Source organism: Stappia sp. (assembly GCF_048261845.1).
Lineage (GTDB): Bacteria > Pseudomonadota > Alphaproteobacteria > Rhizobiales > Stappiaceae > Stappia.
The window spans coordinates 1-20,308 of sequence record NZ_JBLXFR010000050.1 but is presented as its reverse complement, the minus strand read 5'-3'; the positions used below and the strand labels follow the sequence as shown (position 1 = coordinate 20,308).

At 68.2% G+C, this 20,308-nt stretch carries 20 protein-coding genes; 12 read left to right on the top strand and 8 right to left on the bottom strand.

Annotated features, from left to right (window positions below):
• Positions 1–15: 15 nt before the first annotated feature.
• The 4 genes from ACN0T5_RS16855 to ACN0T5_RS16840 all read left to right on the top strand — a co-directional run bounded on the left by ACN0T5_RS16855 (position 16) and on the right by ACN0T5_RS16840 (position 4,505).
• Positions 16–846, top strand: a complete 831-nt coding sequence (locus ACN0T5_RS16855; RefSeq protein WP_417769787.1) for an ABC transporter permease — start codon at positions 16–18, stop codon at positions 844–846.
• 47 nt (positions 847–893) lie between these two features.
• Positions 894–2,681, top strand: coding sequence for a gamma-glutamyltransferase family protein (locus tag ACN0T5_RS16850; protein ID WP_417769777.1), 1,788 nt, complete (start codon positions 894–896; stop codon positions 2,679–2,681).
• Positions 2,682–2,697: 16 nt separating this feature from the next.
• Entirely contained in the window at positions 2,698–3,450 is a 753-nt protein-coding gene (locus ACN0T5_RS16845) for a DUF1028 domain-containing protein (RefSeq protein WP_417769776.1), read from the top strand.
• Between the two features lie 161 nt (positions 3,451–3,611).
• Positions 3,612–4,505 (top strand): glycosyltransferase domain-containing protein, encoded by an 894-nt coding sequence (locus ACN0T5_RS16840; protein WP_417769775.1) that lies wholly within the window; start codon positions 3,612–3,614, stop codon positions 4,503–4,505.
• A 16-nt stretch (positions 4,506–4,521) separates the two neighbouring features.
• Here the strand turns inward: ACN0T5_RS16840 and ACN0T5_RS16835 are convergent, their stop codons facing one another.
• From ACN0T5_RS16835 to ACN0T5_RS16815, 5 genes are read right to left on the bottom strand one after another with little or no spacing between them, the layout of a single operon-like run.
• On the bottom strand, positions 4,522–5,991 hold the full coding sequence (locus tag ACN0T5_RS16835; RefSeq protein ID WP_417769774.1) for an aldo/keto reductase: 1,470 nt from the start codon (positions 5,989–5,991) through the stop codon (positions 4,522–4,524).
• Positions 5,988–6,998 (bottom strand): branched-chain amino acid ABC transporter permease, encoded by a 1,011-nt coding sequence (locus ACN0T5_RS16830; RefSeq protein ID WP_417769773.1) that lies wholly within the window; start codon positions 6,996–6,998, stop codon positions 5,988–5,990. Before ACN0T5_RS16830 ends, ACN0T5_RS16835 begins: the two co-directional genes overlap by 4 nt.
• Positions 6,995–7,906, bottom strand: coding sequence for a branched-chain amino acid ABC transporter permease (locus ACN0T5_RS16825; protein ID WP_417769772.1), 912 nt, complete (start codon positions 7,904–7,906; stop codon positions 6,995–6,997). Before ACN0T5_RS16825 ends, ACN0T5_RS16830 begins: the two co-directional genes overlap by 4 nt.
• Positions 7,903–8,685, bottom strand: a complete 783-nt coding sequence (locus ACN0T5_RS16820; protein ID WP_417769771.1) for an ABC transporter ATP-binding protein — start codon at positions 8,683–8,685, stop codon at positions 7,903–7,905. The genes ACN0T5_RS16825 and ACN0T5_RS16820 overlap by 4 nt, the downstream gene beginning before the upstream one ends.
• On the bottom strand, positions 8,682–9,566 hold the full coding sequence (locus ACN0T5_RS16815) for an ABC transporter ATP-binding protein (RefSeq protein ID WP_417769770.1): 885 nt from the start codon (positions 9,564–9,566) through the stop codon (positions 8,682–8,684). The genes ACN0T5_RS16820 and ACN0T5_RS16815 overlap by 4 nt, the downstream gene beginning before the upstream one ends.
• Before the next feature lie 239 nt (positions 9,567–9,805).
• On the opposite strand from ACN0T5_RS16815, the gene ACN0T5_RS16810 reads away from it, so the two are divergent.
• Genes ACN0T5_RS16810 through ACN0T5_RS16790 form a run of 5 tightly spaced genes read left to right on the top strand, consistent with a single transcriptional unit; the run spans position 9,806 to position 13,779 of the window.
• Positions 9,806–10,573 (top strand): GntR family transcriptional regulator, encoded by a 768-nt coding sequence (locus tag ACN0T5_RS16810; protein WP_417769769.1) that lies wholly within the window; start codon positions 9,806–9,808, stop codon positions 10,571–10,573.
• Entirely contained in the window at positions 10,570–10,971 is a 402-nt protein-coding gene (locus tag ACN0T5_RS16805; protein ID WP_417769768.1) for a TIGR04076 family protein, read from the top strand. Before ACN0T5_RS16810 ends, ACN0T5_RS16805 begins: the two co-directional genes overlap by 4 nt.
• Positions 10,972–10,975: 4 nt before the next feature.
• Entirely contained in the window at positions 10,976–12,046 is a 1,071-nt protein-coding gene (locus ACN0T5_RS16800) for an aldo/keto reductase (RefSeq protein ID WP_417769767.1), read from the top strand.
• Positions 12,043–12,471 carry a hypothetical protein gene (locus ACN0T5_RS16795; protein WP_417769766.1) on the top strand — a complete coding sequence of 143 codons (429 nt, stop codon included), beginning with the start codon at positions 12,043–12,045 and terminating at the stop codon, positions 12,469–12,471. Before ACN0T5_RS16800 ends, ACN0T5_RS16795 begins: the two co-directional genes overlap by 4 nt.
• A 33-nt stretch (positions 12,472–12,504) precedes the next feature.
• Positions 12,505–13,779, top strand: coding sequence for an ABC transporter substrate-binding protein (locus tag ACN0T5_RS16790; RefSeq protein ID WP_417769765.1), 1,275 nt, complete (start codon positions 12,505–12,507; stop codon positions 13,777–13,779).
• A 121-nt stretch (positions 13,780–13,900) separates the two neighbouring features.
• Here the strand turns inward: ACN0T5_RS16790 and ACN0T5_RS16785 are convergent, their stop codons facing one another.
• Positions 13,901–14,689: a hypothetical protein gene (locus tag ACN0T5_RS16785; protein ID WP_417769764.1), complete on the bottom strand. Its 789-nt coding sequence runs from the start codon at positions 14,687–14,689 to the stop codon at positions 13,901–13,903.
• Between the two features lie 125 nt (positions 14,690–14,814).
• Here ACN0T5_RS16785 and ACN0T5_RS16780 point away from each other — a divergent pair, with 125 nt between their 5' ends.
• The 3 genes from ACN0T5_RS16780 to ACN0T5_RS16770 all read left to right on the top strand — a co-directional run bounded on the left by ACN0T5_RS16780 (position 14,815) and on the right by ACN0T5_RS16770 (position 18,362).
• Positions 14,815–15,405, top strand: a complete 591-nt coding sequence (locus ACN0T5_RS16780; RefSeq protein WP_417769763.1) for a MarR family winged helix-turn-helix transcriptional regulator — start codon at positions 14,815–14,817, stop codon at positions 15,403–15,405.
• A gap of 40 nt (positions 15,406–15,445) precedes the next feature.
• A complete protein-coding gene (locus tag ACN0T5_RS16775) occupies positions 15,446–16,135 on the top strand; it encodes an MOSC domain-containing protein (protein WP_417769762.1) in 690 nt (229 codons plus the stop codon).
• A gap of 250 nt (positions 16,136–16,385) precedes the next feature.
• Entirely contained in the window at positions 16,386–18,362 is a 1,977-nt protein-coding gene (locus tag ACN0T5_RS16770; protein WP_417769761.1) for a vWA domain-containing protein, read from the top strand.
• 76 nt (positions 18,363–18,438) lie between these two features.
• Here the strand turns inward: ACN0T5_RS16770 and ACN0T5_RS16765 are convergent, their stop codons facing one another.
• Complete coding sequence (locus tag ACN0T5_RS16765) at positions 18,439–19,311, bottom strand: carbohydrate ABC transporter permease (protein WP_417769760.1); 873 nt, start codon at positions 19,309–19,311, stop codon at positions 18,439–18,441.
• Positions 19,308–20,222, bottom strand: coding sequence for a carbohydrate ABC transporter permease (locus ACN0T5_RS16760; RefSeq protein WP_417769759.1), 915 nt, complete (start codon positions 20,220–20,222; stop codon positions 19,308–19,310). The genes ACN0T5_RS16765 and ACN0T5_RS16760 overlap by 4 nt, the downstream gene beginning before the upstream one ends.
• Positions 20,223–20,308 lie beyond the last annotated feature (86 nt).

Below are 20,308 nucleotides of genomic sequence, written 5' to 3'. Positions count from 1 at the left end.
ACGCTCGGCATCCGGATGGAAAGCCGTGCCTGGAAGAAACTGAAGCGCAACAGGAGCGCCCTGTTCGGTTTCGTGCTGGTCGCCTTCTTCGTGGCGATCGCCGTGCTGGCGCCGGTCCTGCCGATCGCCGATCCGCTGGCGACAAGCTGGTCGGCGGTGCGCAAGGCACCCTCGGAGCTCTACTGGCTCGGCTCCGACGAGATCGGTCGGGACATCCTCTCGCGGATGATCTGGGGCGCGCAGGCCTCGCTGCTCGCCGGCGTCGTCTCGGTGCTGATCGCGGTGTTCATTGGCGTGCCCTTCGGTCTCGTGTCGGGTTATTTCGGCGGCTGGACCGACCAGATCATCTCGCGCGTCACGGACGCCCTGCTGGCGACGCCGTTCCTCATTCTCGCCATAGCGCTCGCCGCCTTTCTGGGGCCGAGCCTCACCAACGCGATGATCGCCATCGGCCTGTCGGCAACGCCGATCTTCATCCGGCTGACGCGCGGACAGGTTCTGTCGGTCAAGACCGAGGACTATGTCGAGGGCGCGCGCGCCATCGGCCTGCCGGATCTGGCGATCATGACGCGCTACATCCTGCCCAACGTCTTCGCGCCGGTGCTGGTCCAGGCAACGCTGACGGTTGCCACCGCGATCATCGCCGAGGCGAGCCTTTCCTTTCTCGGCCTCGGCCAGCAGCCGCCGAACCCGAGTTGGGGGTCGATGCTGAACGTGGCCAAGAATTTCATGACCCAGGCGCCGTGGATGGCGTGGTGGCCGGGCGCCGCCATCTTCCTCGTCGTGCTCGGGTTCAACCTGCTCGGAGACGGGCTTCGCGACGCGCTCGATCCGCGCGAAGGCTGAGCCGTTTCGCCTGACAAACACAAGACCATCATCCCAAGGGAGATCGGATGTCCAGCTTCACAACCAGACCGGAAATCCGGGGCACGTTCGGGGTTGTCACCTCGACCCACTGGATCGCCACCGCCGTCGGCATGAGCATCCTGGAAAAGGGCGGCAACGCCTTCGACGCCGCCGCCGCCACGGGCTTCGTCCTGCAGGTGGTCGAGCCGCATCTGAACGGGCCGGGCGGCGACCTGCCCATCCTCCAGTACGACGCCGCCTCCGACCGGGTCGAGGTGATCTGCGCGCAAGGGCCGACGCCGGCCGGCGCGACGCTCGACCACTATCGAGGCGAGGGCCTGTCGCTGATCCCCGGCGACGGGTTGCTTGCGACCGTGATCCCGGGCGCGTTTGACGGCTGGATGCTGATGCTGCGCGACCACGGGCGGCTGCCGCTGCGCGAGGTGCTGGAACCGGCGATCCACTATGCCCGCAACGGGCACCCGATGCTGGCCCGGGTCTCGGCGACCATCGCCGGGCTTGCCGGCTTCTTCGAAAAGGAATGGCCGACATCGCACGCCACCTGGTGCCCGGGCGGGCGGGCGCCGTCGACCGACGAGCTCTTCTGCAACCCGGTGCTGGCCGATACCTGGGAGCGCTTGCTGCGGGAAGCGGAGGTGAAAACCGGGCGCGAGGCGCAGATCGAGGCGGCGCGCGATGCCTTCTATCGCGGCTTTGTTGCCGAGGAGATCGACGCCTTCGTGTCGAAGACCGAAGCGATGGATGGCAGCGGCACCCGCCACAAGGGCGTGCTGAACGCGGCCGACCTTGCCGGCTACAGCGCCACCCGCGAAGCGCCGACCACCTACGACTATCACGGCTGGACGCTCGCCAAGACCGGACCGTGGGGGCAGGGGCCGGTGCTGTTGCAGTCGCTCGCCCTGCTGAAGGGAACCGGCATCGCCGACGTGGATCCGGTCGGAGCCGACTTCGTCCATCTGGTCGCCGAGGCGATGAAGCTCGCCTATGCCGACCGCGAGGTCTATTACGGCGACCCGGCGTTCTCGGACGTGCCGATCCCCCATCTTCTGTCGGACACATACAACGCCGAGCGCCGGAAGCTGATCGGCAAGACCGCGTCCTTCGATCTTCGCCCGGGCACGGTTCCCGGCTTTGAGGATCAGGTTGCCCGCGTCATGCGGGTCGTGGATGGGCTCGGGGTGTCATCGACCGGGGTCTACGAGCCGACCATGGCGCATCTGTCCGAAAAGCGCGGCGACACCGTTCATATCGATGTCATCGACCGCTGGGGCAACATGGTCTCGGCAACGCCCTCGGGCGGCTGGCTGCAGTCCTCGCCGGTCATTCCCGCGCTCGGCTTCTGCCTCAATTCCCGCGCCCAGATGTTCCTGCTGGAGGAGGGGCTGCCGACGACGCTGGCGCCGGGCAAGCGTCCGCGCACCACGCTGACGCCGAGCATCGCGCTGAAGGACGGCCGGCCGACGCTCGCCTTCGGCACGCCGGGCGGCGACCAGCAGGACCAGTGGCAGCTGTCGCTGTTCCTCCGGCTTGTCCATCACGACCTCAATCTCCAGCAAGCGATCGACCAGCCGCTCTTCCACACCACCCACTTCCCGGCCTCCTTCTATCCGCGCCAGCGCCAGCCGGGTCACATCATGCTGGAGGCGAGTTTCGGCACGCCGGTGATCGAGGAGCTGAAGGCACGGGGCCATTCGCTCGACGTTGCCCCGGAATGGTCGATCGGCCGGCTGACGGCGGCGCGGCGCGACGAGAACGGCCTCATGCGCGCGGCGGCGACGCCGCGCCTGATGCAGGCCTACGCGGCCGGGCGCTGAACAGGAGGGGAGGCAGATGACATACTCCATCGTCGCCCGTGACCCGGCGACGGGTCATTTCGGCATCGCCGTCGCGAGCCGCTTCTTCGCCGTCGGCGCCGTGGTCCCCTACATGGCCGGCGGCGTCGGGGCGATTGCCAGTCAGGCCTTCATCTCGCCGCTCTACGGCGTCGACGGGATGAAAATGCTGCAGGCGGGTGCCTCGGCGGAGGACGTGGTCGCCGCGATGACGGCACGCGATGCGGGCTCCCATTCGCGCCAGCTCCACGTGATGGACGCGGCCGGCAGGAGCGCGGCTTTCACCGGCGAGAAGTGCATCGGCTGGGCCGGACATCTCGTTGCCGAAGGCGTCTCCGTCGCCGGCAACATGCTTGCCGGACCCGAGGTTCTCGAGGCGACGCTTGCCGCCTACCAGGCGCATCCGGTTGCGGATTTCGCCAGGCGATTGCTTTTGGCGATGGATGCCGGCGAGGCCGCCGGCGGCGACAAGCGGGGCCGGCAGTCGGCCGCACTCAGGATCGTGCGCGGCGAAGCCTATCCGTGGATAGACATCCGCGCCGACGATCATCCCGATCCGCTCGCCGAGTTGCGCCGGCTGCTCGCGGTCGCGGGCGAGCGCTACCTGCATGTGGCGGAAACCCTGCCGACGTCCGACAACGTGTCGGGCATGCTCGACCGCGCCGTCATCGACCTGAAGATCGCCGAACTGGAGGCCGAACGGGAACGCGAGGGACGTGCTTCCGCCTCCTTTGCCACGCCGCCTGCCTGACCGCTCCTTGACGCGTGGTGCCAGCGCGGCTCTCGCGAGCCCGACAGGCGCTTGTCCGGCCGGCGCATGCGTGGCTTACTTCCTGGCCGGCCGGCTCTTGCGCCGGAGCGGAGCGAGTGGTCGGAGGCCGGTTGATGGGCGGGGCGAAGGATGGCTCGGGAGTGAGCCGCGGGGAGCTTCTGCGTTTCGTCACGCTTGCCTCGCATGAGGGCGCAGGTCTTGTGCGCTATCGGGCCTCGCTCGCCCGCTTCGGCATCACGCCCGACATTGTCTGGACCGGAAAGCCCTACCCCGGCCATCTTGCCGCGATGCGCTTGCTGGGCGCGCATCTGTCGGCATTGCCTGCAGAAGACATCGTCGTCTTCACCGACGGCTTCGATGTGGTTCTGATCCGGGATCCTGCCGAACTGCTTGCGGCCTACCGAGTTTTTGACGCCGACATCGTGTTGTCCGCCGAGCCCGGCTTTACCTGGAAACTGCCCGGGCGGTTTGCCGCCTCGCGCCGTTATCCGAAGGGTGAGGGACGCAGCGGCATGTACCGCTATCTCAATTCCGGCGGGTATGTCGGCAAGGCGGGGGCGTTGGCGGCGATGCTCGCCGACCTCGACTATGCGACCGGCGTTGATTGCGACCAGACGCTTTTCAACAAGTGGTTCCTGGAAAATCCCGGACGTGCCGCGCTCGATCACGACCTCGAGATATTTGCCAGTTCCGCCTGCCAGTCGGGTCTGGAACGCAAGCTCTACCGTTGCGATGGCGCGCAACTGGTCAATACACGCACGGGCGGGCGGCCGTTCTTCTTCCACTTCCCTGCGGAGAACCGGCTTTGCACGAAGCATGTGCTCGACATGCTGCCGTTCGAGTTGCCGCGCCTGCCGGTGCGCCCGCGCGACCGGTGGAAATATGTCCTGAACCTGATCGAGGGCCGGCCGGCCTACTGGCTCGACCGGCCGGCCTATCCGCTGGAGGACATCGTCGGCCTGCTCGCCTTCCGCCTGCTGCCGGCAAGCATTGTCGCCGGTCTCGGCATTCTTGCCTGGCATGCCATCGCCTGACCCGCCGGGCTGCGGGCTATTGCGGGTCGATGATCGCCTCGACCTCGATCTCCACCTCGTAGCCGCCGATCAGGCTGCCCACGGCAAGCGTCGTGTTGGCCGGACGGATGTCGCCGAAGACCCGGCCATGGGCGCGCGAGGGGCCTTCCCAGGCCCCGACATCCTGCAGGTAGACGCGGGTGCGCACCACATCCTCCATCGATGCGCCGAAGGCGGTGAGCGCGGCGGCGATCTTGTCGAGAACGTAGGTGGTCTGGGCCTCTGCGTCGCCTGGCGCGACACAGTGGTCGGCGCCATGGGTCGCGGTGGTGCCGGAGACGAGGATGCGGTCGCCGACGCGCATCGCGCGGCTGAAGCCGGCGAGCGGTTCCCAGATGCTGCCCGAGGACAGCCGCCAGCGGTTGGCACGGCCGGGAACGGGTTCGGGCTGGTAGATGCTCGGAATCTTTTCCAGATGGTGGCTGAGATCGCCGGAGGCAGTGAGGAAGGGCGGACGGCGGTATTCGTCGCCGCAATCTCCGGGGATCGGCGCCATGCCGGCGAAGGCCTTGTCGAGCACGGCGCGGTCGGCATCGTCGAGGGCGAAGCCGAAGAGCTTCAGGTTGTCGGCCCGGTGCTCGCTCTCGCCGATCCGCGCGCCGATGATCACGCCGGCGACCGAGGGGGTCTCCAGCACCCAGCGGGTGGCGACATTGGAAATCGAGACGCCATGCCGGCGCGCCACTGTGCCGAGCGCGGCAAGCAGAACCTGGAACGCCTCCCAGCCGCCGGCCGCATCGATGAAGCGCTTGTATTTCATCCGGCTCCAGTCGGCGATTTCCGCCGGCGCCGGCTTGCCCAGCCAGCTCTCCGACAGGAAGCCGCCGCACAGGGTGCCATAGGCGAGCAGGCGCACGCCGGTGCGCGCGCACAGGTCGCTGAGCGTCCCTGCAGCGCGTCGGTCGACCACGGAGAACGACACCTGGTTGGAGACGACGGGCAGGTTCTCGGCAAGCGCGACATGCAGGTGGGCGGCGTCGAAATTGGTGACGCCGATCTCCTTGATCAGCCCTTCCTCGCGCAGCCGCGCCAGGTGCCTGAGCGCGTCGAGCCAGCCGGGATGCTCGAAGGTCCACCAGTGGAACTGCAGCAGGTCGATGCGGGAAACGCCGAGCCGGTCGAGCCTCTCCTGCACGCCGGCGCGCACCACGTCCTCGGTCATGGGGCCGGGTTCCGGGCACCATTTGGTGAAGGCAAGCGGACGATCGGCCTCCTCGCCGTGGCGGGCCAGCAGCCGGCCTGCGACAAGCTCGGCATTGCCGTAGTGGTCGGCCATGTCGAAGGTGGTGAAGCCGGCCGCCGCGTAGTCGGCAAGGTGGCCTGCGGCCGCGTCGAGGTCGACCGGCGTGCCGTCCTTCTCGATATCGGCGATCTGCCAGAGGCCGGTGAGGATACGGCTGATCTCCAGGTCGGAGCCGAGTTTCGTCGTTTCGGGGCGGCTGGTCATGGGCGTTCGGGTTCCGTGGATTTGGCGACGGCGGCGGCGGTTCCGCGCCATCTGGAAAGGAAAGGCAGGCGGCGGCGGGCGCCGCCCGGTTCGGGAAGGAGGCCTTGCGGGCGGAAGAGCAGGATCGCACACAGCGCGACACCGATGATGACGGTCTGCAGCGAGGCGGCGCGCGCCTGTTCGCCGGCCGGCGCCAGCGCCTCGACCAGCGCCGAGGACGCGGCCCACAGCGCCCAGACGAGCACCGCGCCGAGAATGGCGCCGCGATTGTTGCCGGAGCCGCCGACGATCAGCATCGCCCAGACCTGGAAGGTCAGCATCGGCAGGTAGTTCTCCGGGGCGATGAAGCCGATGAAATGGGCCTGCGCCGCGCCGCCGAGCCCCATGATCGCGCCGCCGAGCGCGAAGGCCTCGATGCGGAACCGGCGCGGGCTCTTGCCGAGCGCCTCGGCGGCGACCTCGTCCTCGCGGATTGCCCTCAGGGCACGGCCCCACGGGCTCTTCGCCAGATGCTCGAGCATCAGGTAGAGCAGCGCGACGACGCCGACGAGCAGCGCCAGGTTGGCCAGCGAAAAGACAAGCGCCTCGCCCGCGTATCCGGCGAAGGGACGGGGGATCAGGCTGATGCCGAAGGGGCCGCCGGTCAGGCTTTCCAGGTTGAGGGCCGCCAGCTGGACGGTGACGGCGATGCCGAAGGTGGAAATCGCCAGGTAGTCGGCGCGCAGCCGCATGGTCAGCCAGCCGATCGCCGCCGACAGCAGGCCGGACGCGATGAAGGCGCCGGCCCAGCCCGCGACAACCGGCAGGCCGAAGCCGCCAAGACGCCCGTCGACGGCTGGCGAGGTCAGGATCGCCGAGGCATAGGCCCCGACGGCGACGAAACCGGCGACGCCGACATTGAACAGGCCCGTCTGGCCCCATTGCACGTTGAGGCCGAGCACGATCACCGCATAGGTCAGCGCGATGGTGAGGAAGAAGGCGCAATAGGCGAGGAGTTCGAGGCTCATGCGGGCCTCCCGAACAGTCCGGTCGGGCGGATCACCAGAACCAGCGTGATGACGAAGAAGGCGACCGCCGCCCGCCATTCGGCGCCGATGGTCTGCACGGCCAGCGCCTCGCACAGGCCGACCAGCAATCCGCCGAGCATGGCGCCGGGCACCGAACCGATGCCGCCGAGGATGACGGCGGCAAAGAGCGGCAGCAGCAGGTCGAGACCCATATAGGGGCGGATCTGGACCAGCAGGCCCGACATGGTGCCGGCGGTGCAGGCAAGCGCCCCGCCGATGATCCACACCGCCCTGACCACCTTCGTCGTGTCGATGCCGACGACACCGGCAAGCGACGGGTTCTCGCTGACCGCGCGCATGGCCCGGCCAAGGTCGGTGCGGGTGAGCAGCAGGTGGACGGCGATGACGGCGAGAAAGGCCGCGCCGATCAGCAGCAACTGGTCGGGCGTGGCGCGGATGCCGCCGGGCAGCGGCATGGCGATCTGCAATTCGCGCGAATAATAGGCGGGCTTCGAGGTGTAGAGAAATTCCAGCAGGCTGCGCAGCGCCATCGAGGCCCCGAAGCTCGCCATCACCACGATGATCGCGGTGGCGCCGCGCCGGCGCAGCCGGCGAAAGAGCAGCGCGTCCACGGCGAGCGCCAGGCCGGCGGTCAGCGCCATGGCGGCAAGACCTGCAAGGATCAGCGCGGTGGAAACGCTGAAGGGGCCGAGCGGAGCAAGGCTTGCCCCCGATATGGCGCCGATGGCCAGCGACAGGGTGAGCGACAGGTATGCGCCCCAGGCGAGCAACTCGCCATGGGCGAAATTGGCGAAGCGCAGGATCGAGTAGGTCAAGGTCAGGCCGACGGCGCCAAGGCCGATCATGGCACCGGCGAGCAGGCCCTCGAGCAGGATCTGGGCACTCATGGAGCGGTCTCTCCGTTGCGGGTGTCGTGCGCGCCGAGAAACAGCCGGCCGATATCGGGGTCGGCGGCAAGCTCGGATGCCGGGGCGTCGTGGCGCAGGCGTCCGTCGACCAGGATCACGGCACGCCGGGCGATGCGCAGCGCGGCGCGCACGTTCTGCTCGACCAGGAGGACCGGCACGCCGCCGCGATTGATCTCGGCCAGCCGCTCGAAGACTTCGGCGACGGCTTTCGGCGACAGTCCGGCGGAGGGTTCGTCGAGGATCAGCACGCGCGGCTCGACGAGCAGCGCGCGGGCTGTTGCAAGCATCTGCCGCTGGCCGCCGGAAAGTCCGCCGGCGATGGCTCCGGGCCGCTCCGCCAGATCGGGATAGGTGTCGAGCATCGCCTCGATGCGGGCCTTGCGGACTGCTTTGGGCAGGATTGTCGCGGCGATCTGCAGGTTCTCGCGGATCGTCATGGTGGCGAAGATGTTTTCCGTCTGCGGCACGAAGGCGAGGCCCTTGCGAACGAGCGCGTGACGGGGGCAGCCGGTGATGTCGTCATCGGCGAGCGACAGCGTGCCGCCGTGAACCGGCACGAGCCCGGCGATGGCCTTGACGAAGGTCGACTTGCCGGCGCCGTTCGGTCCGAGGATTGTGACGAAATCTCCTTCCGCGAGGGTGAAGTCGATGCCCTTGACGATCGGCAGGTCCGGCTCGTAGCCGGCAACGAGGCCGCGCGTCGCCAGTGGCGGGGCCGGCGCCGCGATGGGCGAGGGAGTGGTCGCGAAGGCGCTCATGGCGCGACCTCGCCGAGATAGGCTTCCACCACTTCGCGGTTGGCCATGATCTCGTCCGGCGTTCCGTTAGCGAGCTGGCGGCCGGCGGCCATCACCACGATGCGCCCGCAGAGCCGGGCGATCATGTCCATGTTGTGCTCGATCAGGAGCACGCTGACGCCCATCCGGTTGATCTCCACGATGCGTTCGACAATGACGTCGAGCAGCGCCGGATTGACGCCGGCGGCCGGTTCGTCGAGCAGGATCACCGCCGGCTCGGCCATCATCACCCGGGCAAGTTCCAGCAGCTTGCGCTGGCCGCCGGACAGCACCCGTGCGGGCGCGTCGGCGAGATGCGACAGCGTGACAAAGTCGATCAGCGCGCGGGCCCGTTCGCGCGCGGCGCGCTCCTCGCGGCGCACGGTGCCCGGCTGCAGAAAGTTGCGGAAGATGCTTTCGCCGCTCTGGTTCTGGCCGGCGGCCATGACGTTGTCGAGCACGCTCATGCCGGCGAAGGGACGCGGGATCTGGAAGGTGCGGCCCAGCCCCATGGCAAGCCGGCGGGCTGCGGGCTGTCCCTCGACGGGCACGCCCTTCAGCCGGATTTCGCCGCTGTCAGGGGCAAGGCTGCCGGCGACAAGATTGAAGAAGGTGGTCTTGCCGGCGCCGTTGGGGCCGATCAGGCCGAGGATCTCGCCGGCACGAAGGTCGAGCGACATGCCGTCGACGGCGCGGTTGCCGCCAAAGCTGCGGGCAAGCTCGCGAACCTCGAGCACCGGAGGGGTGCCGCCGGCGGCCGCCGTTGCCTGGATGTTGTCCGCCCCGGCTCCGTTCGCGTGACCCGCGGCCGTCCCGGTCTGCGTCCGGTCGGGGCCGGGGTCGCCCTGCATGCCACCTTGCACGGTGCCGCTCCTTTCGATCGTCCGTACCTCGCGCCATGGGGCGTCGGGGCACGCTTGATGTTTGATCAAACATATCTTGATCACAGATCATGAATGATTGTAAAGATGGCTTGTCAGCTTCTTGGGACGTTCCCGGACGGTCGCGACGGCCGGCGGGGACTGGCCCGTTCCGGTGCGGGGCGTTCGCCTCCGGACGGGCTCGAGAGATGCCGCTTGGAGACGCTAAAGGGGAGGGTGTCATGGCCGCGAGGGTTGCGAGCGGATCACTGCAAGCGACACCGGCATCCGCGATTGGCGGATTGGGCGAGGGCGCGCTTGCCCCGCTCAATCCGGTCGGACGACAGACCGTGCAGGACAGTGTCTACGGGGAGTTGCGGCGTTCTCTGATCCAGGGGCTGTTCGATCCCGGCGAGGTGCTGCGCATCGTCGATGTCTCCAACCGGCTCGGCACCAGCACCATGCCCGTGCGCGAGGCGCTGGCCCGGCTGATCTCCGAGCAGGCGCTGGAGGCAATGCCGAACCGGTCCATCCGCGTGCCGCTGATCTCCCGTGACCGGCTCGAGGACCTGGCCCGTGCACGTGCGATCATCGAAAGCGAAGTCATCGCGCTCGCCATTCCCAATGTCGACGATGCGCTTGTCGGCGAACTGGCGCGTCTCACCGATGCCTGCGACGCGGTGCTGGCCAGGAAGGGACGGGAGATGTCGGGCGAGGCGGCCGATCTCAACCACGCCTTCCATTTCACCCTCTATCGCGCCGCCGGATCGCAGGTGCTGATCCCGATCATCGAGAGCCTGTGGCTGCAGTCCGGACCTTACCTGCGTGCCTCCGCCCGGCTTTTCGACGAGGCGGCGGACGGCTCGGCCACCCATTTCCACCGCGAGATCGTCGAGGCCGTGGCGCGTCGCGACACGGTCGCTGCCCAATCGGCACTGAAGGCCGATATCGGGCGTGCCTTCGACATTCTGCGCCGGCATCTGGAAGAGGGCGGGGAGGCCCGCTCATGAGCACGACAGGCACGCCGGGCGACGACACGTTCGAGCTTTACGACCTCAAGGTCGAGGTTGTGGCGCCTGAGGGCGCGACGATCTATTGCGGGGCAAAACCCGGCGATCATTTCGAGCTGCGCGGCGAGATGCTGCATCTGCCGCCGGGCCAGGGTTTCTCGATCTACTCGCTCGCGGCCGTACTGCCGCTGCTGGCCGCCAAACAGCGCCCGGCCCATGCCCATGACTGGATGACGAGCGATGCCGAGGTCGCCTGTCCGGATCCCAACTGTCCGACCCGGATGCGCATAACCCGCCTCGGCCTCCGGCGGTTTTCCCATGCCCAGACGACGGCGGTGCCGCTGCAATGCACGCCTTCTTCCTCTCAACCCTCCCAGTCCTCCCTGGCCGAAGAGTGATCCCGTGACCAACGCGCCCGAAACCGAAACCTGGAAACTTGGCGACGGCGCCCGGGTGTCGCGTGTCATTCGCGGCGGCTGGCAGCTTGCCGGCGGTCACGGAACGGTCGACCGGACGTGTGCGGTCGAGGACATGATCGCCTTCGCCGATGCCGGCATCACCACCTTCGACTGTGCCGACATCTACACGGGCGTCGAGGAGCTGATCGGCGCCTTCCGCGATGCCTATCGCGATGCGCGCGGCGCCGAAGCGCTGTCGCGCATTCGCGTGCATACCAAGATGGTGCCGGATCTCGACAAGCTGATCGGCATCGACAAGGCGCATGTGGAGGCCTTGATCGACCGGTCGCGGGCGCGGCTGCGCTGCGATACGCTCGATCTCGTCCAGTTCCACTGGTGGGACTACAACGCGCCGGGCTGGCTGGACGTTGCCCTGTGGCTGGCCGAACTGCGCCAGGCCGGCAAGATCCGCAATATCGGGGTCACCAATTTCGACAGCGATCACCTGGGGGCGATGCTGGCGGCCGGCGTGCCGGTCGTCTCCGCGCAGGTGCAATATTCGGTGCTCGACGCGCGCGCGGAAAAGCGCATGGCGGGGCTTGCCGCGCGGCACGGGCTGTCCTTCCTGTGTTACGGCACCGTCGCGGGCGGGTTCCTGAGCGAGAAATGGCTCGGCCAGCCGGACCCGGGCGAGGTGCTGGAGAACCGCTCGCTGGTCAAGTACAAGCTGATCATCGACGATTTCGGCGGCTGGGACCTGTTCCAGGACCTGCTTGCCGCGCTGAAGCGGGTCGCCGACCGGCACGGCACGGATATCGCCAGCGTTGCCAGCCGCTACGTGCTCGACCGCCCGCAGGTCGGCGCGGTCATCGTCGGTGCGCGCAACCGCAGCCATCTTGCCTCCAATCTCGGCATTCTGGCGCTGCGCCTGACACGGGACGACATCGCGGAGATTTCCTCGGTCCTGGCCTCGCGGCGGGATCTCGACGGCGACGTCTACACGCTGGAACGTGATCGCCACGGCCGCCATGGCCGGATCATGAAATACAATCTCAACGACAAGGGCGCGGCATGAGCGCCGCCGGTCCCCTCGCCCTGGCGGCGGAGCGCGAGATCGTCGCCCGGCACGACTTCTTCGTCGACTGGTTTGCCGGTCGTCTCGGCGAGGCGGACTACAGCGCGGCGCTTGCCGCCTTCGATGCGGGGTTCGTGCGCATCGACCCCGACGGGACGATGCAGGACCGTGCCGGGCTCGACGCCATGCTGCGCGCTGCGCGCGGGCGGATCACCGGGGATTTTTCGATCGGGATCGAGGCATCGGCCCCGCTCTGGGAGCGCGAGGATGCCGTTCTGATGACCTATCTGGAACGCCAGACGCATGCCGGCCGGACGACGGTTCGCCGCGCGGCGGCGCTGTTCCTCGAGGATGCGGATGCTCCCCACGGGGTGGCATGGCGCTTTGTCCAGGAAACCTGGATCAACGACCGACCGGGCATGTGATCCGGCGGCGCAATGACGAGAAGGGGAACTGCAATGCACAAGATGAAATGGACTACGGCGCTTGCCGCCGGCGCGTTCGCAGCGCTTGCCGGCGGCGTGCCCGCCTCCGCCTGCGAGATCACCGTCGGCCTCGTCCTGGAACTGACGGGTCCGGCCGGCCAGTACGGACAGGCCGGTGCCAAGTCGGTCGAGATGGCCTTCCGCGACATCAACGAGGCCGGCGGCGTGCATGACGGCTGCACGCTCGTCACCGACACGCGCGACAGCCAGAGCCAGGGCAATGTCGCCGTCGACCAGGCGACGCAGCTGGTCAACATCAAGAAGGTGCCGGTGATCATCGGCGGCATCATCTCGTCGGTGTCGATCCCGGTGCTGACCTCCGTGACGGCGCCGGCCGGCGTCGTGCAGGTGTCGCCGGCCTCGTCCTCGCCGACGCTGACCGCGCTGTCGCGTGACGGCAAGACCGGCGGCAATTTCTTCCGCACCATCACCTCCGATGCGCTGCAGGGCACGGCGGCTGCGAAATACGCCGTCGACCAGGGACTGACGAAGCTCGCGCTGATCCACGTCAACAACGACTTCGGCGTCAACATGGCGAAGGAGTTCTCGGCTGCCTACGAGAAGCTCGGCGGAACCATCACCTCCACCACGCCCTACAACGAAAAGCAGTCGAGCTATGCGGCCGAGGCGTCGGCGGCGATGTCCGGCGAACCGCAGGGCCTCTACCTCGTCAGCTATCCGGTCGACGGGGCGACGATCGCCCGCGCCTGGATCTCGCAGGGCGGACCGCAGACCTTCCTGCTCAATGACGGCATGAACTCGACCGACTTCATCGAGAGCGTCGGCGCCAAGTTCCTGGAGAATGCCTATGGCACCTCCTCTGGCACCACGCCGACCCGTTCGACGGAATATTTCTACGAGAACTACAAGGCCTTCTCGGGCGGCATCGAGCCGAGCGCGCCGGCCGCCGACCGGTCCTACGATGCCGGCGCCATTGTCGGTCTCGCCATCGCCAAGGCCGGCTCGACGGAGTCCACCGCCATTCGCGCGGCCATTCCGCAGGTCGTCGCCGACGACGGCGAGCCGATCTATGCCGGCAAGGAGGAGTTCGCCAAGGCGCTGGCCCTGATCAAGGACGGCAAGGCGATCAAGTACGAGGGCGTCATCGGCCCGGTCGGCTTCGACCAGTATGGCGACATCACCGGACCGTTCCGCCTGTGGAAGATCGCGGGCGGCGAGGTGACGACCGTCGGGCAGATGTCGGCGGCCGACGTCATGGCCGTCAAGGAAGAGCTCGCCTCGAAATAACCCGGGAAGCCCGGGATCACGGAGCGGCCGGTCGGTCGCTGTGCACGAAAAGACTGCCTCCCATCGAACCTTGACGCCCGCGCCGGACCTCCGGCGCGGGCGTTTTTCTTCGGGGGCGAGGTTACTTCACCTTGCCGGGCAGGCTGAGATCGCCGGAGGCGACGTCGAAGACATCGGTGACGCAGAGCAGCGGCGCATGCAGGTCGGCGTGGACCTGGAGCGCCGCCGTCACGCCGTCATAGGACGTGCCGGCGAGGATTTCCGCGTCGCGGAAGGGCACGGTGAGACGGATTTCCGGTCCTTCGAAGCGCGGCGTGTAGCCGGGGCTGTCGATATAGAGCGGCAGGCCCGGCCAGGTGGCCGGCAGCGCCGGTGTCGCCCCGTCGGGAATGTCGCGCACGGCAAGCGCGCCGGCGCCGCAGGCCTCGTTCGGTGCCAGCACCACCCAATGGCTGTGCCAGCGGGCGCCGTCATTGGCCAGATCGCCGTCGCCGTCCTCGTCGTAGAGCGGCGTGTCGTCGAAATCCGGATGGCTGGTCGCGGCCAGCGCCAGGATGCCGGACCCGCCCTCGAAACCGACCGTCGCCGGGTCGAGCGATGTCGGCCAGACATAGGAAAGCACCGGCGCTCCGGCGAGCTGGCCGGCCGGGTCGGGGCGTTTCGTTCCCGCTTCCGCGGCCAGCGTCATGTGGAAGGTGACGAGCCGCCCGTCGCGGTGGACATGGGCGGCGAGAATGTCGAACTCGGCGCTGACGGCCTCCGCGCGCGGCGATGTCACCGCATCGCTCATGGCAGCGGCCGCCTGTCCGTGGCCGGCATCGGCGAGTGCTGCGGGGGCGGTCGCGGTGCCGGCCAGCAGCGCCAGCCAGAGGGGCACGCTCTTTCGTGTTGTCTTCGGCTTCACGGGCATTTCGCTCTCCTCGAGGAAGGGCCGGGCACGGGATGTGCCGGCCGCGCCTTGCGGCGTCGGGACTGCAAATTAGTAGCGAGTCGATATTATTGCAAGACAGATATCGACTCGCTATGATTGCCGTGATGACACGCTCTCCTTCCGACCCCTCCGCCGGCTACCCCGCCGGCACGGCCCCCCGGCAACGCGCCGAAGCGCTGCTCGAACGCCTCGCCCGCCTCCAGGCGGCGGGCGACTGGGCCGACGATCTCAATCCGACGCAGTGGACGGCGCTGTCCTATCTGGCCCGCGCCAACCGCTTCTCGCGCGCGCCCTCGCAGGTGGCCGATTACCTCGCCGCGACGCGCGGCACGGTCTCGCAGACGCTGAAGGCGCTGGCCCGCAAGGGGCTGGTGGAGGAAGCGTCCTCGGACGGCGACCGGCGCAGCATCTCCTACCAGACGACCCCGGCGGGGCAGGCGGCCCTGTCCCGCCAGAGGGTGCTGGGCGAGAGCCTTGCAGGCCTGCCCGAGGAGCGCGTCGCTGCGCTGGCCGACGGGCTGTCCGAACTGGTTGCGGCACTTGTCGCGGCCCGCGGCGGGCGCGGTTTCGGGCTCTGCCGGACCTGCCGTCACCATCGCCCGGCGAGGGGTGGCGAGGACGGGCATTGCAGGCTGCTCGACTTGCCGCTCGCGCCGCACGAGGCGGACCAGATTTGCCATGAACACGCCGCCTGACGGCACATCCCTTTGCATCCGACCCGCAGGACCTCCACGCATGACGATCTTGACCAGCATCACCGCCCTTTACACCGGCAGGCCGCAGGCGCGCTGGGAAGGCAAGCCGCCCTCTGCGATCGGCAAGACGCCCGTTGCCGGTCCCTTGATGCTCGGGTTCGAGGGACTGGAGGGCGACGAGCAGGCCGACCGCACCGTCCATGGCGGTCCGGAAAAGGCGCTGCACCACTACCCGGCCGACCATTATGCCGCCTGGGCGGAGGTCTGGCCGGAACATGCGGCGACCTTCGTCGCCGGCGGGTTCGGCGAGAATGTCTCGACCACGGGTGTCACCGAGGCCGACCTTTGCCTTGGCGACCGGTTGCGCCTGGGCGAGGCGCTTGTCGAGATCTGCCAGGGGCGCCAGCCCTGCTGGAAGCTCTCCGCCCATACCGGCATCGGCGAGATGGCGGTCCGCCTGCAAAAAAGCGGGCGCACCGGCTGGTACTACCGGGTGATCGAGCCGGGCAGGGTCGCTGCGGGCGATGCGGTCGCGCTGGCCGAGCGGCGGCATCCGGACTGGCCGCTGTCGCGCATCATCGCCGCACGGTTCGATCCGCGCCTCGACCCGGCAACGGCCGCCGCCATCGCCGCCTTGCCTGAATTGTCGCAGAGCTGGCGCAAGTCCTTCCTGAAGAAGACCGACCCCGCCTTCGCCGAGGATACGAGCGCGCGCCTCTCCGGCACCTGAGCGCGCCCTGTCATTCCCTGCGCCCTCCTGGGCATGTGTCCTGATTTTCGGGTGCCTGGGCTGGGCTCTGGAGCCTTCGTGCTGCCTCCATGTGACGGGCGTCACACCCGGGCGGCGAGCGACCGTTAAAGTGTCAGCTGCCCGGCATGTCGCAGCCGCACCTGCCGTCTTTCATCCTTCATGCATTTCATCTTGTGGAGGCTTCAGCTTGCAGAAATCACGATGTTTCCCCGCAGGGCCGGGGCGCGCATTGCCGCGCCTCGCGCTGGCTGCGCTTTTCGCCGCGCTCGCTCCCCTGTCCGGCGCCAGCGCCCAGGACAACCAGCCCGACACGCTTGTCGTCATCGACATGTCCAACTCCATGTGGGGCCAGATCGAGGGCCGGGCCAAGGTCGAGATCGCCCGCGAGGCGCTGGAAACACTTGCCGAAAGCCTTCCGGAGGGCGTGCCGACAGGGCTGATGGCGTATGGCCACCGGCGCACCGGCGATTGCGGCGACGTGGAGCTGGTACAACCGGTCACGCCGCTCGACCGGGGTGCGCTTTCGCGCGCCGTTGCCGCGATGAAGCCGCGCGGCAAGACCCCGATCACCGAGGCGCTGCGGCAGGGCGCTGCGGTGCTCAACGCCAATGACCGGCCGGCGCGGCTGGTTCTCGTGTCCGACGGCATCGAGACCTGCGGCGGCGATCCTTGCGCGCTGGCCCGGGAGCTGGCGGCCGGCGGCATCGACTTCACCGCTCATGTGATCGGCTTCGACATCGCCTCGCGCGCCGATCAGGCGAAGATCGCCTGCATCGCCTCGGCGACGGGCGGGCGCTACTACAATGCGGGCAATGCCGGGGAACTGGCCGAGGCCTTGCGGGCCTCGACCGGCGAGACCAGCGAAGTGCCGCCGGGTTTCCCCGTCACCTTCTCGGCGGTGGAGGCCGAGACCGGCAATCCGGTCACCGGCAGCGTCGACTGGAACATTGTCGACGCCGCCGACGAGCGTCTTGTCGCCACCCTGGGCGGCAATGGCGCGAAGATGGAGCTGGAGCCGGGCGACTATGTCGTCACCGCCACCTCCGGCGAGCGGGCCGGCGGCGTCGAGGTCAGCATCGGCGGTGAGGGCGCCTCGGTCGTCGTCAAGCTGGCCAGCGACGTTCCGGAGGCGAGCGTCACGCCCGCCACCGGCAGTGGGTCCGCCTCCTCGGTCCTGTCCGTCGCCTTCACCGGGCCGATGGAGGAGAGCGACTTCCTGCGCATCGTGACGCCGGACGGCGAGCGGCTGGAAACGGACCTTTGGGACTACACGCGCGAGGGCAGCCCGCTGGCCATGCGCCTGCCGTCGGAGCCGGGCCGCTACGCCGTTGCCTATGTCTGGTCGAAGGGGGGAGACCGGATCATCGCGCGCGCCGATATCGAGGTGACGCCGGCCGATCTCGCCATCGAGATGGCGGGCGAGGTTCCCGCAGGCACGATGACCGATGTCGGTTGGCGCGGGCCGGACGGGGACGGCGATTACCTTGCCTTCGTCACGCCCGGCGGAACGGCCGACGATCACGACAGCCGCTATGCCTATACCCGCGATGGCGCGAGGCTTTCCATGCAGGCTCCCGCCGAACCTGGCGCCTACGAAGCAGTCTATGTCGCGGGCAACGACAACACCGTCATGATCCGCAAGCCGTTCCAGGTGGTGGAGGCCCCGGCCACCCTCGCCATGACCGGTGAGCCGGTCGCCGGCGGCCATGTCGACGTCTCCTGGACCGGCCCGGGCGGGGCGTCCGACTGGATCGGCTTCGCACCGGTTGGCGCGCCGCCATCGGAATATCTCGGCTGGGCGACGCCGGATGCTCCCAGCGTGCGGCTGGCGGTGCCGGCGAATGCGGGCGACTACGAGCTGCGCTATGTGCTCTCCGCCTCGGAGGGAACGAAGGTGCTTGCCTCGATGCCCGTGACCGTCACCGAGCCGCAGGTCAAGCTCGAGGCGCCGTCCGAGGTCGCGGCCGGATCGGAGCTCTCCATCGTGGCCGAGGGGCCTGCCAGCACGTCCAACTGGGTCGGTTTCGCCCGCCCCGGCGAGGGGGACGCCGCCTATGTCGGCGGTGCCTGGAACACGACGGACAACATCGCCAATGGGCGGATCGCCGTCATGGCGCCGTCCGAGCCGGGTGCCTACGAACTGCGCTTCGTCATCGCCACGGGCGAGGCGCGCGTCGTTGCCCGGGTTCCGGTGACGGTGAAGTAGCCGGTCCGCGCGTCGATCACGCAAAACGGGAGACGGGGCGCATCAGTGCCCCGTTTTCGTTTCCGGGCGGGTGAGCCTACTTGATGCCGGCGCGCATGAAGCTTTGCACGAACTGGCGCTGGAACAGCAGGAAGGCGATCAGAAGCGGGGCCGTCGTCATCAGCGTCGCGGCGTTGATCACCGACCACTCGATGCCGGAATCGATGGCCGAGAAGACGCTGAGGCCGACGGTGACGGGACGCGTCTCTTCCGAATTTGTGACGATCAGCGGCCACAGGAAGTTGTTCCAGTGGTGGCTGACGGAGACGAGCCCGTAGGCAAGATAGGTCGGCTTGGCGAGCGGGATATAGACCCGCCAGAGTATGCCGAGCACGCTGGTGCCCTCGATGCGCGCCGCCTCGTCGAGCTCGCGCGGCACGGTCAGGAAGGTCTGGCGCAGCAGGAAGATGCCGAACCCGGAGGCGATATAGGGCAGCGCGATGGCCGGGATCGTGTCGACCAGGTCGAGCAGGCGCATCGTCTTGTAGTTCTCGACGATGAGGATGTCGGGCATCACCAGCAATTGCAGCAAGACCAGCGTGAACAGCACCGAGCGGCCGGGAAAGGTGAAGCGGGCGAAGGCGAAGGCGGCAAGCGTGCAGAGCAGGAACTGGCCGGCGAGGATCAGCGTCACCAGCATGAACGTGTTGAGAAAATAGCGCGCGAAGGGCGCGGCGGACCAGGCCTTCTCGAAATTCTCGAAGGTGAGCGGGGCGAAGAGCTCGAAACGCGCCTCGTAGGCGGAAGGGTGGATCGCCGTCCAGATGGCGAAGGCGAGCGGCAGGATCCACAGAAGCGCCAGCACCCAGGCGGCGAAGGTGTTCAGCGCCGTGTCGAGGTCGAAGGCCTTGCGGCGCGGGGCACTGGCGGCGACAGCCGGCGGGGTCGTGTCGGTGTGGCTGGCGGTCATTTGTAGTGCACCTTGCGGTCGAAGAGGAAGAACTGGCCGATGGCGAGTGCGCAGAGGATGACGAGCAGCGCCACCGTCAGCGTCGCGCCGTAACCGGTCTCCCAGTATTCGAAGGCGGTCGTGTAGATGTAGAAGAGCAGCAGCGAAGAGGCGTTGTCCGGGCCGCCGTCGGTCAGGATGAAGATGTGGTCGACGAGACGGAACGAGTTGATCACCGCGTTGATGGAGACGAACAGCGTCGTCGGCATCATCAACGGGAAGGTGATGCGGCGGAAGATCGTCCACTTGCCGGCGCCCTCGATCCTGGCCGCCTCCACCAGCGAGGGCGGGATCGCCTGCAGGGCGGCGAGGTAGAAGATCATGAAGAAGCCGGCCTCCTTCCACACGGTGACGACGATCACCGCGTTGAGGGCGGTGGCCGGGTCGCCGAGCCAGTTGGTGTGCGGCCAGCCGAACAGCGACCCCGTCACCTGGTCGATCAGGCCGAAGCCGGGCGTGTAGAAGAACAGCCAGATATTGGCGACGGCGATCAGGGGCAGCACGGTCGGGGTGAAATAGGCCATGCGCACGAAGCCGCGCCCCGCCAGCCGGTCGTTGACCCACAAGGCCATGACGATGGCCAGCGCGATGGAGACGGGGATGGTGCCGAGCGCGAACCAGAGATTGTTGCCCATCACCTTCCAGAAGACCGGGTCGGCCAGCATGCGCTCGTAATTGTCGAGACCGAGGAAACGCGCCGGGCGGCGGCCGCGCGGGGTCGAGAAGAAGCTGTGCCAGAGCGTCGTGATGGCCGGGATGTGGGTGAAGGCGAACAGGAAGACGAGCGCCGGCAGCAACAAAAGCCAGGCATGGATCCATTCACGGCTGCGGATGGAGAGCGGCGCGCGGGCCGTCTTGTCGGTTGCTGTCATCTTCGTTCACCCATCGTCGTCGGGTCGGGACGTGCCAAACAGGGCGGGAAGCGGCGTGAGCCGCCGCTTTCCCTCTCGTCCTGTCG

What these genes read in the sequence shown, in the direction of transcription:
- ACN0T5_RS16795 (WP_417769766.1), top strand. Translation starts at nt 12,043, where the DNA reads ATGAGCGCCGCCGGTCCCCTCGCCCTGGCGGCGGAGCGCGAGATCGTC.
- ACN0T5_RS16820 (WP_417769771.1), bottom strand. Translation starts at nt 8,685, where the DNA reads ATGAGCGCCTTCGCGACCACTCCCTCGCCCATCGCGGCGCCGGCCCCG.
- ACN0T5_RS16830 (WP_417769773.1), bottom strand. Translation starts at nt 6,998, where the DNA reads ATGAGCCTCGAACTCCTCGCCTATTGCGCCTTCTTCCTCACCATCGCG.
- ACN0T5_RS16835 (WP_417769774.1), bottom strand. Translation starts at nt 5,991, where the DNA reads ATGACCAGCCGCCCCGAAACGACGAAACTCGGCTCCGACCTGGAGATC.
- ACN0T5_RS16805 (WP_417769768.1), top strand. Translation starts at nt 10,570, where the DNA reads ATGAGCACGACAGGCACGCCGGGCGACGACACGTTCGAGCTTTACGAC.
- ACN0T5_RS16825 (WP_417769772.1), bottom strand. Translation starts at nt 7,906, where the DNA reads ATGAGTGCCCAGATCCTGCTCGAGGGCCTGCTCGCCGGTGCCATGATC.
- ACN0T5_RS16765 (WP_417769760.1), bottom strand. Translation starts at nt 19,311, where the DNA reads ATGACCGCCAGCCACACCGACACGACCCCGCCGGCTGTCGCCGCCAGT.
- ACN0T5_RS16785 (WP_417769764.1), bottom strand. Translation starts at nt 14,689, where the DNA reads ATGCCCGTGAAGCCGAAGACAACACGAAAGAGCGTGCCCCTCTGGCTG.
- ACN0T5_RS16845 (WP_417769776.1), top strand. Translation starts at nt 2,698, where the DNA reads ATGACATACTCCATCGTCGCCCGTGACCCGGCGACGGGTCATTTCGGC.
- ACN0T5_RS16855 (WP_417769787.1), top strand. Translation starts at nt 16, where the DNA reads ATGGAAAGCCGTGCCTGGAAGAAACTGAAGCGCAACAGGAGCGCCCTG.
- ACN0T5_RS16760 (WP_417769759.1), bottom strand. Translation starts at nt 20,222, where the DNA reads ATGACAGCAACCGACAAGACGGCCCGCGCGCCGCTCTCCATCCGCAGC.
- ACN0T5_RS16810 (WP_417769769.1), top strand. Translation starts at nt 9,806, where the DNA reads ATGGCCGCGAGGGTTGCGAGCGGATCACTGCAAGCGACACCGGCATCC.
- ACN0T5_RS16790 (WP_417769765.1), top strand. Translation starts at nt 12,505, where the DNA reads ATGCACAAGATGAAATGGACTACGGCGCTTGCCGCCGGCGCGTTCGCA.
- ACN0T5_RS16775 (WP_417769762.1), top strand. Translation starts at nt 15,446, where the DNA reads ATGACGATCTTGACCAGCATCACCGCCCTTTACACCGGCAGGCCGCAG.
- ACN0T5_RS16780 (WP_417769763.1), top strand. Translation starts at nt 14,815, where the DNA reads ATGACACGCTCTCCTTCCGACCCCTCCGCCGGCTACCCCGCCGGCACG.
- ACN0T5_RS16850 (WP_417769777.1), top strand. Translation starts at nt 894, where the DNA reads ATGTCCAGCTTCACAACCAGACCGGAAATCCGGGGCACGTTCGGGGTT.